This window comes from Phycicoccus sp. 3266 (assembly GCF_031456495.1).
Taxonomy (GTDB): Bacteria; Actinomycetota; Actinomycetes; order Actinomycetales; family Dermatophilaceae; genus Pedococcus.
In genome coordinates, this window is record NZ_JAVDUW010000003.1 from 775,877 (window position 1) to 793,264 (window position 17,388).

The window sequence follows — 17,388 nt, forward strand, 5'->3', positions numbered from 1 at the left end:
GACGCGCGACCGGCCGTCGCGATGGGGCAGGATCCGGGGCGTGCTCGCTGACCTCTGGCCGACCTTCGGCCTCGTCCTGACCACCCCGCGGCTCACGCTGCGCCTCCCGTCGGAGGACCAGCTCGTCGCGCTGGCCGAGGTGGCGGCCAACGGGGTGCACGGTCCGGGCGAACGCCCGTTCCTCACGCCGTGGACGGAGGGCAGCCCCGAGGACCGGGCTCGCGGGGTGCTGGAGGGCCACTGGTACCGGCTGGGCGCCTGGGAGCAGGACAGCTGGGGCCTCGGCATGGCCGTCATCGACGACGCGGGCGCACCCATGGGCATCGCGACCTTGAGGGCGCGCGACTTCCGCGTCACCCGTGAGGTCACCACCTCGTCCTGGCTGGGCCTGCGTTTCTACGGGCAGGGGTACGGCACGGAGGCGCGCACCGCCCTGCTGGCCCTCGCCTTTCGACCACCTCGGCGCCACCGACGCGACGACGGAGGTGTTCCAGGACAACCACGCGTCCCAGGGGGTGTCGCGCAAGCTCGGCTACGAGCGGGACGGCATCTCCCGCGACCGCCGCGGCGACGAGGTGGTGGTCTCGGACCGCCTGCGGCTCACCCGCTCGCGCTGGGACTCCCTGACCGGCCGTGTCCCGGTCCAGGTCACCGGTCTGGACGCCGCGAGGTCGATGTTCGGCTGATCCCGCGTGGACGCGCACCGCCCTACCGTGGGTCCATGGTGTGGATCGTCCTCGGGGCAGGCACCGTGCTGCTGTATGCCGGGGTGGGCGCGTGGATGGCGCGCGTCGCCCGGCGCCAACCCGACCGCCTGTTCGACATCGGCAGGTACGGGCGCATGCGGCGGCGCAACGTGACCGCCGCCGAGTGGGTCCGCCGCTACGTCCCCTGGGGGCTCGGGACCGGCGTCCTCCTGGTCGTGGTCGGCGCCCTCACGCTCGAGTTCCAGCGGAGGTGAGTGCCTCCGCCTCGCGCGCCTCAGTCGCGGGAGACCTCGGCGTAGGCCGCCTGCAGCAGGGCCGGGTCGGGCCCCTCGAGCCGGGTCGGCTTCGCGATGTCGGTGAGCACGACGAACCGCAGCAGCGACCCCCGCGACTTCTTGTCCCGCTTCATCGCGTCGAGCAGCTGGGGCCAGCGGTCGCCGCGGTAGGTGGTCGGCAGCCCGAGGGAGGACAGGATCGCCCGGTGCCGGTCGACGACCGCGTCGTCGAGGCGACCGGCCAGCCGCGCGAGCTCGGCGACGTAGACCATGCCGATGGACACGGCGGCTCCGTGCCGGAAGGCGTACCGCTCGACCTGCTCGACCGCGTGCCCGAAGGTGTGCCCGTAGTTGAGGATCTCGCGCAGCCCCTGCTCGGTCAGGTCCTGCCCGACGACATCGGCCTTGACCTGCACCGCGCGCTCGATGAGCTCGCGAACGTGCGGCCCGCTCGGGGTCGACACGCCCTCGGGGTCCGCCTCGACGAGGTCGAGGATGACGGGGTCGGCGATGAACCCGCACTTGACGACCTCGGCCAGCCCCGCGACGAAGTCGTGCCGCGGCAGCGTCTCGAGCGTCGCGAGGTCGCACAGGACCCCGGCCGGCGGGTGGAAGGCCCCGACGAGGTTCTTGCCCTCGGGCGTGTTGATGCCGGTCTTGCCACCGACGGCGGCGTCGACCATCCCGAGCAGGGTGGTCGGCAGGTGCACCACCTTCACCCCGCGCAGCCAGGTCGCCGCCACGAAGCCGGCGAGGTCGGTGGTCGCTCCCCCGCCGACCGCGACGACCGCGTCGGAGCGGGTGAAGCCTGCTTGACCGAGGACACCCCAGAGGAAGGCGGCGACCTGCGCGGTCTTGGCCTCCTCGGCGTCCGGCACCTCCGCGGCATACGCCTCGTAGCCGTGACCGGACAGCGCGTCGCGCACACCTTCGCCCGTCGCGCCGAGCGCCCGCGGGTGCACGACGAGGACCCGCTGGACCGACTCCCCCAGCAGGGTCGGCAGCTCGTCGAGCAGCCCCGTCCCGACGAGGACCTCGTACTCGCCGCCGACGCTGATCCGGGTCGTCTCCTGCGTGCTCACCGTTCTCCGTCCTGCGTGTGCGTGTGGTCGTCCGCCGCGCTCTCCCCGAGCAGCGCGAGGATCTCCTCGACGATCGCGGCAGGCTTGCGGCCGGCGGTGTCGACGCGGTGGGTCGCGACCCGCTGATAGACAGGACGCCGCTCGTTCATCATCTTCGTCCAGGTGGCGCGCGGGTTGACCATGAGCAGCGGACGGTTGCCGCCGTCGAAGCCGATCCGGCGCGCGGCGTCGGCGATCGCCACGTCGAGGAACACCACGACGTGCCCGGCCAGCAGCTCCTGCGTCGACGGGTCCATGGGAGCCCCGCCGCCGAGGGAGACGACGCCGTCGCACTCCGCGAGCGCCCGCGTCACCTCCGCCCGCTCGAGCTCGCGGAAGTGGGCCTCGCCGTGGTCGACGAAGATGTCCGGGATCGACTGCCCCGCACGTTCCTCGATGGCCGTGTCGGTGTCGTGCCAGGGCACGTCGAGCGCCCGCGCGAGACGTTTGCCGATGGTGCTCTTGCCGGCCCCGGGCGGCCCGATGACGACCGCCCGCGGACGTGCGGGTCCGTTCACCACGTGCGCATGGCCTCCGGGATCGACGCGAGGTATGCCGCGTGGTTGCGTGCGGTCTCGGCCACCGAGTCGCCGCCGAACTTCTCCAGGCAGGCCTCGGCCAGGACCAGCGCGACCATCGCCTCGGCGACCACCCCGGCCGCCGGGACGGCGCACACGTCGGACCGCTGGTGGATCGCCTTGGCGGCCTCCGCACCGGTGGTGTCGACGGTGTCGAGGGCGCGCGGGACGGTCGAGATCGGCTTCATCGCCGCGCGCACCCGCAGCACGTCACCGGTGGACATGCCGCCCTCGGTGCCGCCCGCACGGCCGGTGCGGCGCCGGATCGTGCCGTCGGCGTCGCGCTCCATCTCGTCGTGCGCGGCGGACCCCCGTCGTGCGGCAGTGCGGAACCCGTCGCCGACCTCGACGCCCTTGATCGCCTGGATGCCCATGAGGGCACCGGCGAGGCGCGCGTCGAGCCGGCGGTCCCAGTGCACGTGCGAACCCAGGCCCGGCGGCAGGCCGTAGGCAAGGACCTCGACGACGCCGCCGAGGGTGTCGCCGTCCTTCTTGGCGGCCTCGACCTCGGCGACCATGGCGGCGCTGCCGGCCGCGTCGAGGGTGCGCACCGGGTCGGCGTCGACCTCCTCGACCTGGTCCGGGGTCGGCAGCGGGGCGTCGTCCGCGACACCAGCGGTGCCGATGGCCACCGTGTGCGAGACGAGCCGGATGCCGTAGGCCTGCTCGAGGAACCGCGACGCGACCTCACCGAGCGCGACGCGCGCGGCGGTCTCCCGGGCGGAGGCACGCTCCAGCACCGGGCGGGCGTCCTCGAAACCGTACTTCTGCATGCCGACGAGGTCGGCGTGGCCGGGACGCGGCCGGGTCAGGGGCCGGTTCCGGGCGACCTCCTTCTCGGCGTTGACGTCGTCGGCTGCGGCGTAGGCCTCGTCCGAGACGGGGTCGGCAGCCATGACGGTCTGCCACTTGGGCCACTCGGTGTTGCCCACGCGGATCGCGACGGGCGAGCCCATCGTCACGCCGTGGCGCACCCCACCGAGGAACTCCACCTCGTCCTGCTCGAACTTCATCCGGGCCCCCCGGCCGAAGCCGAGGCGACGGCGGGCCAGCGCGGCCGCGACGTCCTTGGTGGTCACCTGCACACCGGCCGGCAGCCCCTCCATCGTCGCGAGCAGGGCGGGGCCGTGGGACTCACCTGCGGTCAACCAGCGGAGCATGTCCCGATCCTCCCACGGGCGCCGAGACGCCCGACGAGGGTGCTCTGCCCGTGGACTGGCGGGTCCCGGGAGCCCTACGGCTTGACGACCTCTCGGAGGGTCCGCATGGCTCGCGAGACGGCGTCGCGAGCCCCATGGATCCGGGCTGCGCTCGAGGGGGCCGCGTGGGCCAGCGCGCGATCGAGCTCGAGTGCGGCTGCGAACAGGTCCTGCAGCACCTCGGAGTGGACGGTCTCCAGGATGCGCTCGCGCTCCTCCAGGCGGGCGAGGCGCTCGCTGCGCCGGATGTTGCAGACCTGGGCGTGCGGTCCGGGCAGTGCGTAGAGGTCGGTCACGGCCACCTCCACCCAGGACCAGTCACCGTGGGTGCGGACCCGTAGCTCACCGACCCGCTCCGCCCGGGACGCGTCGGCAACCAGCAGCTCCTCGAAGGTTTGGTGGTCCTCGGGATGGATGCGGTCCGTGATGGGTGCGCCGATGACCTCGGCGACCGGCCAACCGAAGAGGTTGGCGACGGCGGGGCTGGCGTAGCTGACGAGGTGGTGCTCGTCGACCAGGACTGCGGCGTCGCTGGAGCGCTCCATCAGGTGCCGCACGGCCTCGCCGAGGTTGAGGGAGGCGCCGACGATGGCGATCAGCTCCCCGTCGCGGTAGACCCCGCTGTCGGTGACCAGCGCGTGCAGCACCTCGCCGCTGCGGTTCCGGACCGGGAACCCGCCGGACCACGGTCGGCCCTCCCGCAGGGCAGTCATGATCTCCGCCGCCGCCTGCCGGGAGAGGTCCGGCACCGTCACCTCCGTGATGTCACGCCCCACGGCCTCGGCGGCGGGCCAGCCGTACAGCTGCTCGGCAGCGCCGTTCCAGGCCAGCACCGTCCCCTGCGTGTCCGTCGCGATCACGGCGTGCCCCAGTGCCTCCAGCAGCTCGTCGGCAGACGGACGCAGGGGAAGTGCCTCGGTACCCATGGACAAAGCCTGCACCTGTTCCTCCGCGCGGTCACCGGGTCGAAAGCCCCGACCTCGACGGCGCCCCACCCCACCCAAAACCGATCGTGGCCGAGCGGCCCCACTGGTGTACTTGGGGCCAGTTGTCCCGAATCTGCCGAGTGCACGGAGGTGGTTGTCGTGGCGGGCTACGGCGCGCTTGCCGAGGTCTACGAGTGGCTCATCTCGGATGCGAAGGTGACCCCCTCCGAGTTCGCTGCGGCGTTCAACGACGTGGTCACGCTCCTTCCGCCCGACGCCCGGGTGCTCGACTGCTCGTGCGGCACCGGGCAGCTGGCGGTCGGCCTCGCCGGCCTGGGTATGCGGGTTGTGGCGACCGATGCCAGCGCCGCGATGGTCCGTCGCACCGGAGAGCTGGCTGAAGAGCTCGGTGCATCGGTGCGAGCCGTTCGAGCCGGCTGGGAGGAGCTGCCCGGTCTCTTCGACGACGAGAGCTTCGACATGGTGTTCTGCGTCGGCAACTCGCTGCACCATGTGGAGGGTGCGCGAGCCAGGTCGGCTGCACTGGAGTCGATGTCGCGGCTGCTGCGTCCTGGCGGGCGGCTGGTACTCACGTCACGCAACTGGGAGCTCGTGCGCGCCGGCGGGTCCCGGCTCGTCATCCGCAGCCAGCTGGTCCGCAGGAACGGTCGCGATGCCGTGGTCGCCTATCGCTGGGAGATCGCGCCGCACTGGGAGCAGGAGCACCGCATCGAGATCGCCGTCGCCCAGCTCGGGGCCGGTGGATCGGTCGACGTCTGCTCGGAGCTGTTGTCGTCGTGGCCGTATCGGCACGACGACCTCACGTCCGAACTGCAGGGTGTCGGTCTCACGGTCGAGAGAAGCACCTTCGACCCGACGGCCGAGGACTACACGGTGGTGGCCACCAAAGACTAGGCGGGGCCACGGCATACCCGATGCCGGCTCTGCCCCGCTCGCGTTGGACGTTCCAGAAATTCTCCAGGTCCTTGTGTGGCAGGTTGTCGTATCCGGGTGAGCCTGTTCGTGGTGAGGGTGGAAGGCGGCCGTCGGGGCCGCCCCGGAGACGAGGAGTACCGAGATGACGCACTACCTGCTGTCCGTGCACGGCCCCGCCGAGCGCGGCGAGTTCGGTGACTACGGCTCGAAGGAGGCGATGGAGGAGGCGTTCGCAGCGACCGGCGCCTTCAACGACAAGCTGAAGGCGGACGGCTACTGGGTGTTCGCCGGAGGGCTGGAGCAGGCGAGCACGGCGACTGTCGTCGACGGCCAGGGAGCGACCCCGGTGGTGACGGACGGGCCCTACCTCGAGGCCAAGGAGTACATCGGCGGTTTCTGGGTGATCGACGCCCCCGACCTGGACGTGGCGCTCAAGCTGGCCGCCGAGGGCTCCAAGGCCTGCCGCGGCAAGGTCGAGGTCCGGCCGTTCGAGGGACTGGCCTGAGCGAGGACGGTCCCGACGTGTCGGCTCATGACTCAGGGCACGACGAGCGCGGCCGGGCGGGCGCGCGAGGCGATGGGGCGGGTGCGGTCGAGCGGGTCTTCCGCGCGGAGTACGGCCGCCTGATCGCCTCGCTCGTCCGCCGGTTCGGCGACATCGACCTCGCCGAGGAGGCGGCGAGCGATGCCCTGGTGACGGCGTTGGAGAGGTGGCCGGAGGCTGGCGTGCCTCCCAACCCAGGCGGCTGGCTCACCAGCACTGCCGCCAACCGCGCCATCGACCGGATCCGGCGCGAGGCCAAGCGCGACGCGAAGCACCAGGCGGCACTCATGACCCACGACGACAGCTCGCACGCGCCCACGGGTCCGGTCGAGGACGACCGGTTGAGGCTCATCTTCACCTGCTGCCACCCGGCTCTGGCCCCGGAGGCCAGGATCGCCTTGACCCTGCGGTTGCTGGGTGGCCTGACGGTCGCGGAGGTCGCGCAGGCGTTCCTGGTGCCCGAGACCACGATGGCGCAGCGGATCACGCGGGCGAAGAAGAAGATCTCGGCGGCGAACGTGCCGTTCCGCGTGCCCGAGGCGTCGGACCTTCCCGAGCGGCTCGGCCCGGTGCTGGCAGTGCTGTTCCTCGTGTTCAACGAGGGCTACCTCGCCAGTGGCGACGGCGACCCGGTGCGGGCAGAGCTCACGGGAGAGGCGATCTGGCTCACGCGGGTCCTGCGCGGCCTCCTTCCCGACGAGCCGGAGGTGACCGGCCTCCTCGCGATGATGCTGCTCATCGAGGCGCGCCGCGAGGCCCGCGTGCGGAACGGCGAGCTCGTCCCGATCCACGAGCAGGACCGCGCAGGCTGGGACCCTCCTCTCATCGCAGAGGGACATGCCCTCGTGCGCGAGTGCCTGGCCATCAACCGCGCCGGCCGCTACCAGCTGCTCGCGGCGATCAACGCCGTCCACACCGACGCGCCCACGGCAGCGGACACCGACTGGTCACAGGTGGTTGCGCTGTACGACCAGCTGGCGAAGCTCGACCCCTCCCCCATCGTCGCCCTGAACAGGGCGGTGGCCGTCGCCGAGCTCGACGGCCCTTCGGTCGCGCTGGCGTTGGTTGACCGACTCCCGCTCCAGCACTACTACGCGTGGAATGCCGTGCGCGCCGACCTCTTGCGCCGGCTGGGTCGCAGCGCCGAGGCCCGCGACGCATACGGAGCCGCCCTGGCTGGGACCCACAACTCGGCCGAGCAGGCGTACCTCGTCAGGAAACGCGGTGAGCTCGTCTGACCGTCAGCGTCGAGCCCACTGCTCCCTGGTGATCTCGAACCGGTAGCCACCACGTTCGGCGCCCTCCACGCCCTGCATGTCGTCGGGCGTGGGGATCGACTCGACGACGGACATGCCCACCTTCTCCATCACCCGCTGGGAGGAGACGTTCGAGACCATGGTCTCGCCCCAGACAGTGCTGACACCGAGCTCGGAGAATCCCTTGTCCAGCAGGGCATTCGAGAGCTCCGTCGCATACCCCTTCCCCCAGGCGTCCCGGCGGAGCCGGTACCCGAGCTCGACGACGTCCAGCGGACCCGTCCGCTGCGGGCGCAGGCAGAACCAACCGATGAACGCGCCCGTTGCCTTCTCGTATGCCGCGAAGAGCCCGAACCGTCCGTTCCACCGGTCGTATGCGTCGAGGAGGCTCGGGATGACCTCGTCACGAACGACGTCGTCCGGGAGCGACGGCTCGCCACCGGTGAGGAAGCGCATCACCGCGGGGTCGCTGTCCAGCTCGATGAGCAGGTCCGCGTCCTGGGCCGTGAACTGGCGAAGCACCAGACGCTCGCTCTCGAGGTAGTCGGTCATGCCGGAAGCATGGCCGGGACGACTCGCATCGCCAAACGATTTCTGTCACCGCAGGGGCAGACTGCATGCGGTCGTGTCGAAGACCGTGGCGAAGCCCAGCGATCGGTACACCGGTTGTCCCTGCAAGCCAGTTGCCGCGAGGTTAGGCGTCGCCGTCGCCGTCGCCCTCGCCGGAGATCAGGTGCCCACGCCGTCATCGGCATGAGCGGACGTTCAGGACCGCAACAGGGCGAGCGGCTCAGAGGGAGTAGCGGGCTGCGATGCCGACGAACGCGCCGACGAGCATCGCGGGGCCGAAGGCGATGTGCGACCGCAGCCCGACCCTGCGCCCGGCCAACATGACCAGCGCGATCAGGCCGCCCACCACGAAACCGGCCACCGTCCCCATGACGACGGCGCCGACCCCCAGCCAGCCCAGGACGAGGCCGATGAGCCCCGACAGCTTCACGTCGCCGAAGCCCAGCGACCCCGGGGAGACCAGCGCCAGGACGAAGTACAGCGCGTACAGGGCCGCGCCGCAGACCAGCGCCCGCACGAGAGACCCCCACTCCCCTGCCCCGAGCGATGCCACCGCCACCAGCACGAGCAGGACGGGGTATGCCGGCAGGACGAGCCCGTCGGGTAACCGGTGGACGTCCGCGTCGATCCACACGAGCCCGACGGCGAGCCACGCGAACGCGAGGTACGTCGGCAGGGCGGCCCACCCGGCCGTGCCACCCACCTGCCACGAGAGCCAGCCCCACAGCAAGGCCAGCACGACCGCCGGCCACCACGCGTGGCGCGGCAGGGCGCCCGCATCGTCCGACTCGATGCGGTAGCCGCCGGTCGCGAGCTGGCGACCCGACAGTGCTCCGACGAGCGCCCCGGCGAGCGCGAAGACCACGACGAGCCACCACGCCGTCCCGGCGTGTGGCGCCCAGACGGTCACCGGCCCAGCGCCTGTCGCCCGGCGGCATACATCGCGTCCACGGGCGGGGCCTCGCCGGTGAACAGCCGGAACTGCTCCGCGGCCTGGTGGACGAGCATGTCGAGCCCGGACAGAACGGTCGCCCCGGCCGACGTGGCCGCCTGCGCCAGCGGTGTCGGCCAGTCGGCGTAGACGACGTCCATCAGCGTCGTGCCCGAGAGCCCGCCGCCCGGCCGACCGCCCGAAGCGCGACCAGATGCGCCACCCAGCGCCGCAGCCGCGGCTCCGGCACCCGCCGGCGGCAGGGTGCTGACGACGAGGCGACCGGCGTCTCGTGCCCAGTCCGCCAGGGTGACCACCTCGACCGCCACGCCTGCGTGCACGGCCAGCCGGAGCGTCTCGGGCCGTGCCTCGCCCCGGACCGCCAGGCGCACCGAGCGCACCCCCAGGGCCGCCAGCGCCAGGAGCGCGCTTCTCGCGGTGGCGCCCCCACCGAGGACCGTGGCCACCCCGTGGTGCGGCGCGTCGGCGAGCGCTGCCTCGATCCCGTGGACGTCGGTGTTGTGGGCGTCCCAACCGAGGTCCTCGCGCCGGACCAGCGTGTTGACGGCACCCGTGACGCGGGCGGTCTCCGTGGTCGTCTCGGCAACGTCGAACGCGACCTCTTTGAGCGGCATCGTCAGGCTGAGGCCGCGCCACGACTCGTCGCGCTCCCCCACCCAGCCGGCGAGCTCGTCGGCGCCCACCTCGTGCGCGGTGTAGCGCCAGTCGGTCAGGCCGAGGGCGCGGTAGCCAGCGCTGTGCAGGGTGGGCGACAGCGAGTGGGCCACCGGCTGCCCGAGGACGGCAGCGTTCAGCACCGGTCGCTGTGCTGCCGGCACCACGACTGGAACTCCTTGACGTTCCGGTCGTGCTCGGCCTGCGTGGCGGCGAACTTGGTCTCGCCCGTGTCGGGGTCGACGGTCACGAAGAACAGCCACGGTCCCGGGGTCGGGTTGGCGGCGGCCTCGATCGAGGCTGCGCCGGGGCTGTTGATCGGCCCGGGCGGCAGGCCCTGGACCTTGTACGTGTTGTACGGGCTCGGGCTCTGCCGGTCGGCGTTGCTGGTGCCCGCGCGGCCGCGCTTCTGCACCGCGTAGTGGACCGTGGAGTCCATCTGCAGCAGCCCGAAGTTGGGCGCGCCCTTGGTCGCGAGCCGGTTGACGATGACCCGCGCCACCTTGCCGCGGTCGGCCTCGCCGCTCACCTCGCCCTCGACGATCGACGCCACGGTCAGGACCCGCTCGGCGTCGGCCTCGGCCACCCCGGCCTTCGACAGCTCGCTCACGGTCATCGCGACCATCTGCTTGAGCTGGTCGGTGGCGGTGGCGTCCTTGGCGAACTCGTACGTCGACGGGAACAACCACCCCTCGACGTTGCCCTTGGCCTCGGCCGGCAGGCCCAGTGACGCCGGGTCCTTCGCCGCGGCCTGGTAGTCGGCGACGGGCACACCCGTCCCCTTGGACAGCGCGGCGAAGATCTCGTTCTTCCACAGCCCCTCGCGGATCGTCACGCGGGGGACGTCGGCGCGGTTCTTCGAGTCGATGAGGATCGCCACGGCGTCCGCGGCCTTCATCTGCTTGCGGAACGTGTACGTGCCCGGCTGGACGCTCGTGATGCGCGGGTTCGCGGCAGCCGCGTCCGCGAACGCCTTGGTCGACTTCACCACCCCCGCCGCGTAGAGCGCGCGGCCCATGGCCGGCGGCAGGTCGCCGTCCTTGATGGTCACCTGCACCTGCCCAGTGCCCGGTCCGGGGTAGTCGTTGCTCTCCAGGAACCCGTCCACGACCGGCCGCAGGACCGTGTATGCCGCGACCGCGGCGGCCGCGACGATGGCCAGGGCGACGACGAGGATGCCGAACCGGCGGCCACGGCGACGGCGGCGCCTGGGCCGCTGGTGCCGCTCCGAGCGCGTGCGGACCACGGGCTCCGCGTGCGGCTCGTCGTGGTGCTCGTCGTGTCCCCCGAAGATCGAGTGATCCAGCCGGGGCTCGGTCATCGGTGCCTGTCCTTCGTCCTGGGCTTGCGCCCACCGGTCCTCACCAGCTCGCCGGGCGGGCGCCCTGAGCTGCGCTCCGCGTCCAGTGCCGCCTGCAGGATGAGGACTGCTGCCGCCTGGTCGACGACGGCCCGCTGGGACCGGCCGCCGACACCGCTGGCGCGGAGCTGGCGGTGGGCCTCGACCGTGGTGTTCCGCTCGTCGACGAGACGCACGGGAACCGGGGCGACGCGGACCGCCAGCCGCCCAGCATACGTGCGTGCGATGCCGGCGGCGGGACCTTCGGCGCCCGAAAGTGAGCGCGGCAGCCCCACGACGACCTCGACGGCCTCGAGCTCGCGCACCAGCTCGACGATCTCCTCGACGTCGGTCGGGGCCTCCGCAGCGGCGTCGGGGTCCCTCGCCACGGTCCGGACCGGGGTCGCGAGCAGCGCCGAGGGGTCGCTCGCGGCGACGCCGACGCGCACGCTGCCGACGTCGATGCCCACCCGCCGGCCGGGGCGGGTGGGCATCGTCGTGTCGTGCGGGTCGGTCACCCGGCCGAGCCGTTCCGGACGGCTGCGTCGACCTGTCCGAGGGCCTCACCGGTGCGGCTGGCGTCGGTGCCACCGCCCTGGGCGAGGTCGTCCTTGCCGCCGCCCCCGCCGCCGAGCGCCTGGGCCGCGACCCGGACCAGCGCCCCCGCACGGATCCCGCGCTCACGGGCACCGGCGTTGGTGGCGACGACGACCGACGGGCGGCCCTTGGCCACGCCCGTCAGCGCGACGACCGCAGGAGCCGCGTCGCCGAGCCGGCCGCGCAGGTCCAGCGCCATCGTGCGCAGGTCGTCGGCGGACGCGCCCTCGCCGGCGTCGTGGGTGAGCAGGCGGATGCCGGCGACGTCGCGGGCGTACTCCACGAGCCGGCCGGTCTGGGCCTGGACCTGCTCGCGGTGCATCCGTTCGATCTCGCGCTCGGCCTCACGGACCCGCGCCACGAGCTGGGCGACGCGCTCCTTGAGCTCGCCGGGCTGCACCTTGACGATGTCGGTCAGCTCCGCGACGAGCGCACGCTCCTTGGCCAGGTAGCGCAGCGCGTCCATGCCGACGAACGCCTCGAGGCGGCGCACGCCCGAGCCGACCGAGGACTCGCCGGTGACCGACAGCGCGCCGATCTGGCTGGAGTGGCCGACGTGGGTGCCACCGCACAGCTCGCGCGACCACGGGCCGCCGATCTCGATGACGCGGACCTGCTCGTCGTAGGTCTCGCCGAACAGCGCCAGGGCACCGAACTCGCGCGCCTCGGGCAGGGTCATGTACTGCGCGGAGACCGGCAGGTCCTGGCGGACCGCGAGGTTCGCCACCTCCTCGATCTCGCTGCGGGTCTCGGCGCTGAGCGCCTGGCCCCACGCGAAGTCGAGACGCAGGTAGCCGGGCTTGTTGTACGAGCCGGACTGCAGCGCGGACGGGCCGAGCACCTGCCGCAGGGCCGCGTGCACGACGTGGGTGCCGGAGTGCGCCTGGCACGCCGAGATGCGCCACTCGGGGTCGACCTCGGCGCTGACCTCGAGGCCCTGGCGGACCGGGCCGGTGAGGACCTCGACGGTGTGCACGACCAGACCCTTGACCGGGCGCTGGACGTCGACGACCTTGAGGTGCGCGCCGTCGGCGACGATGACGCCCTCGTCGGCGATCTGGCCACCGGACTCGGCGTAGAACGGGGTGCGGTCGAGCACGACCTGGCCGCGCTGGCCCGGCTCGAGCTCCTCGACGCGCTCCCCGTCGACGACGAGGCCCAGGACCTTCGCCTCGGTGGTCAGCTCGGAGTACGCGCGCCAGTCGGTCGCGCCGAGCGCCCGCAGGTCCTTCCAGACCTCGGTGTTGGCGTGGCCGCCCTTCTTGGCCTTCGCGTCGGCCTTGGCGCGCTCGCGCTGCTCCTGCATGAGCCGGGTGAAGCCCTCGCGGTCGACCTCCAGGCCCTGCTCGGCCGCCATCTCCAGGGTGAGGTCGATCGGGAACCCGTAGGTGTCGTGCAGCTGGAACGCCTGGTCACCGGCGAGCGTGCTGCCCCCGGACTCCTTGGTGCGGGTCACCGCGGTGTCGAGGATGGTCGTGCCCGCGGCGAGGGTGCGCCGGAAGGCGTCCTCCTCGGCATACGCGATCTGGGAGATGCGCTCGAACCCGTCGCGCAGCTCGGGGTAGGACTGGCTCATCCGCTCCATCGAGACCGGCAGCAAGAGCGGCAGGCTGGGCTCGTCGTAGCCGAGCAGGCGCATCGAGCGCACCGCGCGGCGCAGCATCCGGCGCAGGACGTAGCCGCGGCCCTCGTTGCCCGGCGTCACGCCGTCGCCGATGAGCATCAGGCTCGAGCGGACATGGTCGGCCACGACGCGCAGCCGCACGTCGTCGGGGTGGCTGTGCGCGGCGTCGTGGCCCGACTGCTGGCCGTACTTCTTGCCGGTGAGCTCGGCCGCCCGCTCGAGGACGGGGTAGACCTCGTCGATCTCGTACATGTTGTCGACGCCCTGGAGGATCGAGGCGATCCGCTCCAGGCCCATGCCGGTGTCGATGTTCGGCTTGGGCAGCGGGCCGGAGACGTCGAAGTCGACCTTGCTGCGGACCTGCGACAGCCGGGACTGCATGAAGACGAGGTTCCAGACCTCCATGAACCGGTCCTCGTCGACCGCGGGGCCGCCGTCCGGGCCGTACTCCGGGCCACGGTCGACGTAGATCTCCGAGCACGGCCCGCCCGGACCGGGCACGCCCATGTGCCAGTAGTTGTCGGCCAGCCCGCGGCGCACGATCCGCTCGCGCGGGATGTCGGTGAGCTGCACCCACAGGTCCGCGGCCTCGTCGTCGTCCTCGAAGACGGTCGCCCACAGCTTGTCGGCCTCGATGCCGTAGCCGCCCTGCGCCTGCGGGGTGGTCAGCAGCTCCCAGGCGAACTCGATCGCGCCGGCCTTGAAGTAGTCGCCGAAGGAGAAGTTGCCGTTCATCTGGAAGAACGTGCCGTGGCGGGAGGTCTTGCCCACCTCCTCGATGTCCTGGGTGCGGACGCACTTCTGCACCGAGGTGGCCCGGTCCCACTGCGGGGTCTGCTGGCCGAGGAAGTACGGCTTGAACGGCACCATCCCCGCGTTGACGAACAGCAGGTTCGGGTCGTCGTAGATGAGCGGTGCGGAGGGGACGACGGTGTGGCCCTTGCCCTCGAAGAAGGAGAGCCAGCGGCGCCTGATCTCGGCGGTTTCCATGGGTGAATCAGTCCTTAAGCGCATGCCGCGCGTCTGCAGGCGGACATGACGAATCGTACGGGCAGAGCGGTGGGGTGTGCGGGGCGGCAGCGCGGGGCGCCGGCGCCCCTACCGAGCTCGGTGCGCCCCGGGACCCGTCGGATCGTCGAGCAGCGCCCGCGCGGAGTCCGCGTCGAGCCGGGGACGGCCCGTGGTGTCGTCCACCGTGTCGGTGTCGATGCCCAGCGCGAGGCGCAGCTCGCCCTCGCGCTGCTCCATGCCCTCACGCACGGCGGTGGCGAGCTCGCGCAGGCCGTCGCCGAAGTCGGACAGGCCGTGGGCGACCCCGGTGGGGGTGTACGCCTGCGCGGCCTTGCTCAGCCGGCGCACGGCATACACACCGGCGGCGGCACCCAGGGCGGTCCAGAAGAGTCGGGACACCGGCGATCAGCCCCTGCGGCGGCGACGGCCGCCCGCGCTGCGCTGGCCGCCGCCACCGAGCGCCGAGCGGACGCCGTAGGTGAAGGCCGCGACCTTGACGACCGGGCTGCCGAGCGTCGCCGCGAACAGCGACGTCAGCGCGCTGGCGTTCGTGGTGATCGCCGAGACGTTGGTGGTGATCGCGTCGACCCGGGCCAGCTGCTCGTTGGTCAGGCTGACGGTGTCGGTGAGCTTGAGCAGCGTCGGCTGGACGTTCTCGGTCGTCGTGCGGACGCTGACCCTCGTCTCGTCGAGGATCTTGCCGGCCTTGCCGATCACGCTCCCCAGCCGGAAGACGAGGAACGCGAAGGCCAGCGCGGCGACCATGCCCGCGATGTCGCCCAGACTCACTGAATCCATGGCGAGCACCCTACCCCGAGGCCCGCGACTCGCTCGTCCGACTTGTCCGCCGTGGTCAGGGACCGTGTCGGGCGCGTCGGCGCTGTCGGTGGCCGGGTGCACGATGCCGTCATGGACACGACAGGACGCTACGAGCTGGTCGCCTTCGACGTCCCGGACGCGGGGGCTGCCTCGCAGTTCTGGGCCGACCTCACGGGCTGGGAGGTGGTGCGCGACGTGGGCGACTGGGTCACCCTGCGCGCACCCGACGGGCAGGAGGTCGCCTTCCAGCAGGTCGCCGACCACCGCGCACCCCGGTGGCCCGGACAGGAGCACCCGCAGCAGGCCCACCTCGACCTGCTCGTCGACGGCACCGGGGCGGCCGCGGAGCGCGCGGTGTCCCTCGGCGCCACCCACCTCGCCGACGGCGCGTCCTGGGTGACGCTGGCCGACCCCGCCGGGCACCCGTTCGACCTCTGCCAGAAGGACGGGCAGGAGGGGGTGGGCCTCTACGCCCTGACCTACGACGCGCCCGACGCCTCCGCCCTCGCCCGCTTCTACGCCGGGCTCTTCGGCGTGGAGGTGGCCTACGACGGCCCCGAGGGCGCGATGGTCACGAGCGACGGCCACACGCTGATGGTGCAGCAGGTGCAGGGGTACACCGCGCCGCGGTGGCCCGATCCCGAGCACCCGCAGCAGGCGCACCTCGACGTGCTGGTCGACGACCTCGACGCAGCCGTCGCGCGGGCGCTGGAGCTGGGCGCCACCGAGCTGCCCGGCGGTGGCGACGGCTGGCGGACGCTGGCCGACCCCGCCGGACACCCCTTCGACCTCACCACGGGCTGACCCGGGGGCGCGACTCAGGGCTTGCCCGGGTGGGGCGACGACGGACTGACGGAGAGCAGGGCGTCAGCTGCCGCGGATGCGCTCCTTGAGCCACGTCCAGCGCTGCTGCAGCCGTGCCTCGAACCCCCGGTCGGTGGGTCGGTAGTAGTCGGTCCGGCCCTGGAGGTCGTCCGGCAGGTACGCCTGCCGGGCGACGCCGTCGGCCTCGTCGTGCGCGTAGACGTACCCGTCGCCGTGCCCGAGGCGGCTGGCGCCGGCATACCCACTCCCGCGCAGGTGCGGCGGCACGAGCCCGCCCTTGCCCGCCCGGACGTCCGCGATGGCCTCGTTGATGCCCGTGTATGCCGCGTTGCTCTTCGGCGCGAGCGCGTTGTGGACCACCGCCTGGGCCAGGATGATCCGCGCCTCCGGCATCCCGATCTGGGCGACGGCGTGCATGGCCGCGACCGCCGTCTGGAGCGCGGTGGGGTCGCCCATGCCGACGTCCTCCGACGCGGAGATGACGATGCGCCGGGCGATGAACCGCGGGTCCTCCCCCGCCTCGAGCATGCGGGCGAGGTAGTGCAGCGCCGCGTCGACGTCGGAGCCGCGCATGGACTTGATGAGCGCCGACGCGACGTCGTAGTGCTGGTCGCCGGTGCGGTCGTAGCGGACGGCGGCGTGCGCGACCGCCTGCTCGGTGTGCGCGAGGGTGATCTCGACCGGGCCCTCGACCACGGACCCGGGCGCGACGCCGTCCTGGGCGACACCGGCGGCCGCCTCGAGCGAGGTCAGGGAGCGGCGGGCGTCGCCGCCGGCGATCCGGACCAGGTGGTCCCGGGCGTCGTCGGCGAGGGTGTACTCGCCCGCCAGGCCGCGCTCGTCGACCAGGGCGGAGTCGAGGACGTCCGCGACCTCCTCGTCGGTGAGCGGGCCGAGGGTGACGAGCATCGACCGCGACAGCAAGGGGGCGATGACGGAGAACGACGGGTTCTCGGTCGTCGCGGCCACGAGGATCACCTGCCGGTTCTCGACGCCGGGGAGCAGGGCGTCCTGCTGGGCCTTGGTGAAGCGGTGGATCTCGTCGAGGAACAGCACGGTCTGCCGGTCGAACATGTCCCGCTCGCGCAGGGCCTGCTCCATCACGGCACGGACGTCCTTCACCCCGGCCGTGACCGCGGAGAGCTCGACGAACCGGCGGTCCGCGGCGTTGGCCACGAGGTGGGCGAGGGTGGTCTTGCCGGTGCCGGGCGGACCCCAGATGATCGCCGACAGAGCTCCGGCCGAGCCGCCCGACCCCTCGATCAGCCGACGCAGCGGGCTGCCCGGGCGCAGCACGTCGGACTGCCCGCGGACCTCCTCCAGCGAGCGCGGCCGCATCCGGACGGCCAGCGGGGGCAGGGAGGCGCCTGACGGCATGCGGTCGCCCGTCTCGCCGCCAGGTGCAGCGCTCGCCACCGCCCTGCGCGCATCGTTCGCCACGGCGAACAGGTCCTC

The 17,388-nt window shown here is 72.6% G+C and carries 19 protein-coding genes and 1 pseudogene; 7 read left to right on the forward strand and 13 right to left on the reverse strand.

The features are described 5' to 3' along the window. Positions 1–40 precede the first annotated feature (40 nt). The 3 genes and pseudogenes from J2X64_RS19180 to J2X64_RS18125 form a co-directional block, all read left to right on the forward strand. Positions 41–460: pseudogene (locus tag J2X64_RS19180) on the forward strand (GNAT family N-acetyltransferase); the annotation flags it as partial. 25 nt (positions 461–485) lie between these two features. Continuing rightward, positions 486–686 (forward strand): hypothetical protein, encoded by a 201-nt coding sequence (locus J2X64_RS18120; protein ID WP_310157471.1) that lies wholly within the window; start codon positions 486–488, stop codon positions 684–686. Between the two features lie 35 nt (positions 687–721). Next, positions 722–961 carry a hypothetical protein gene (locus tag J2X64_RS18125; RefSeq protein ID WP_310157473.1) on the forward strand — a complete coding sequence of 80 codons (240 nt, stop codon included), beginning with the start codon at positions 722–724 and terminating at the stop codon, positions 959–961. Between the two features lie 20 nt (positions 962–981). Here the strand turns inward: J2X64_RS18125 and aroB are convergent, their stop codons facing one another. The 4 genes from aroB to J2X64_RS18145 form a co-directional block, all read right to left on the reverse strand. Further along, positions 982–2,064, reverse strand: coding sequence for a 3-dehydroquinate synthase (aroB, locus tag J2X64_RS18130; protein WP_310157475.1), 1,083 nt, complete (start codon positions 2,062–2,064; stop codon positions 982–984). Then, positions 2,061–2,624 carry a shikimate kinase gene (locus tag J2X64_RS18135; RefSeq protein ID WP_397444081.1) on the reverse strand — a complete coding sequence of 188 codons (564 nt, stop codon included), beginning with the start codon at positions 2,622–2,624 and terminating at the stop codon, positions 2,061–2,063. The genes aroB and J2X64_RS18135 overlap by 4 nt, the downstream gene beginning before the upstream one ends. Next, positions 2,618–3,841 (reverse strand): chorismate synthase, encoded by a 1,224-nt coding sequence (aroC, locus tag J2X64_RS18140; protein WP_310157479.1) that lies wholly within the window; start codon positions 3,839–3,841, stop codon positions 2,618–2,620. The genes J2X64_RS18135 and aroC overlap by 7 nt, the downstream gene beginning before the upstream one ends. A gap of 74 nt (positions 3,842–3,915) precedes the next feature. Further along, positions 3,916–4,806, reverse strand: coding sequence for a PAS domain S-box protein (locus J2X64_RS18145; RefSeq protein ID WP_310157480.1), 891 nt, complete (start codon positions 4,804–4,806; stop codon positions 3,916–3,918). A gap of 159 nt (positions 4,807–4,965) precedes the next feature. On the opposite strand from J2X64_RS18145, the gene J2X64_RS18150 reads away from it, so the two are divergent. From J2X64_RS18150 to J2X64_RS18160, 3 genes are all read left to right on the forward strand, one after another. After that, on the forward strand, positions 4,966–5,721 hold the full coding sequence (locus tag J2X64_RS18150) for a class I SAM-dependent methyltransferase (RefSeq protein WP_310157482.1): 756 nt from the start codon (positions 4,966–4,968) through the stop codon (positions 5,719–5,721). A 238-nt stretch (positions 5,722–5,959) separates the two neighbouring features. Then, a complete protein-coding gene (locus J2X64_RS18155) occupies positions 5,960–6,247 on the forward strand; it encodes a YciI family protein (protein ID WP_310157604.1) in 288 nt (95 codons plus the stop codon). Positions 6,248–6,264: 17 nt separating this feature from the next. Further along, positions 6,265–7,524: an RNA polymerase sigma factor gene (locus tag J2X64_RS18160; protein ID WP_310157485.1), complete on the forward strand. Its 1,260-nt coding sequence runs from the start codon at positions 6,265–6,267 to the stop codon at positions 7,522–7,524. A gap of 3 nt (positions 7,525–7,527) precedes the next feature. On the opposite strand, the gene J2X64_RS18165 is transcribed toward J2X64_RS18160, so the two are convergent. The 8 genes from J2X64_RS18165 to J2X64_RS18200 form a co-directional block, all read right to left on the reverse strand. Then, on the reverse strand, positions 7,528–8,094 hold the full coding sequence (locus J2X64_RS18165) for a GNAT family N-acetyltransferase (RefSeq protein ID WP_310157487.1): 567 nt from the start codon (positions 8,092–8,094) through the stop codon (positions 7,528–7,530). A gap of 238 nt (positions 8,095–8,332) precedes the next feature. After that, positions 8,333–9,022 (reverse strand): A24 family peptidase, encoded by a 690-nt coding sequence (locus tag J2X64_RS18170; RefSeq protein ID WP_310157490.1) that lies wholly within the window; start codon positions 9,020–9,022, stop codon positions 8,333–8,335. Next, positions 9,019–9,885, reverse strand: a complete 867-nt coding sequence (locus tag J2X64_RS18175) for a shikimate dehydrogenase (protein ID WP_310157491.1) — start codon at positions 9,883–9,885, stop codon at positions 9,019–9,021. Before J2X64_RS18175 ends, J2X64_RS18170 begins: the two co-directional genes overlap by 4 nt. Further along, entirely contained in the window at positions 9,855–11,039 is a 1,185-nt protein-coding gene (gene mltG, locus J2X64_RS18180; protein ID WP_310157493.1) for an endolytic transglycosylase MltG, read from the reverse strand. The genes J2X64_RS18175 and mltG overlap by 31 nt, the downstream gene beginning before the upstream one ends. Beyond that, a complete protein-coding gene (ruvX, locus tag J2X64_RS18185) occupies positions 11,036–11,551 on the reverse strand; it encodes a Holliday junction resolvase RuvX (protein WP_310157495.1) in 516 nt (171 codons plus the stop codon). Before ruvX ends, mltG begins: the two co-directional genes overlap by 4 nt. 20 nt (positions 11,552–11,571) lie before the next feature. Next, positions 11,572–14,268, reverse strand: coding sequence for an alanine--tRNA ligase (alaS, locus tag J2X64_RS18190; RefSeq protein WP_310157497.1), 2,697 nt, complete (start codon positions 14,266–14,268; stop codon positions 11,572–11,574). A 108-nt stretch (positions 14,269–14,376) separates the two neighbouring features. Further along, positions 14,377–14,688: a DUF6167 family protein gene (locus J2X64_RS18195; protein WP_310157498.1), complete on the reverse strand. Its 312-nt coding sequence runs from the start codon at positions 14,686–14,688 to the stop codon at positions 14,377–14,379. A 6-nt stretch (positions 14,689–14,694) separates the two neighbouring features. Continuing rightward, complete coding sequence (locus tag J2X64_RS18200; RefSeq protein ID WP_310157606.1) at positions 14,695–15,078, reverse strand: DUF948 domain-containing protein; 384 nt, start codon at positions 15,076–15,078, stop codon at positions 14,695–14,697. A 120-nt stretch (positions 15,079–15,198) separates the two neighbouring features. Here J2X64_RS18200 and J2X64_RS18205 point away from each other — a divergent pair, with 120 nt between their 5' ends. Then, positions 15,199–15,912, forward strand: a complete 714-nt coding sequence (locus tag J2X64_RS18205; RefSeq protein WP_310157500.1) for a VOC family protein — start codon at positions 15,199–15,201, stop codon at positions 15,910–15,912. A 63-nt stretch (positions 15,913–15,975) separates the two neighbouring features. Here the strand turns inward: J2X64_RS18205 and J2X64_RS18210 are convergent, their stop codons facing one another. After that, positions 15,976–17,310 carry a replication-associated recombination protein A gene (locus tag J2X64_RS18210; RefSeq protein WP_310157608.1) on the reverse strand — a complete coding sequence of 445 codons (1,335 nt, stop codon included), beginning with the start codon at positions 17,308–17,310 and terminating at the stop codon, positions 15,976–15,978. Positions 17,311–17,388: the final 78 nt, after the last annotated feature.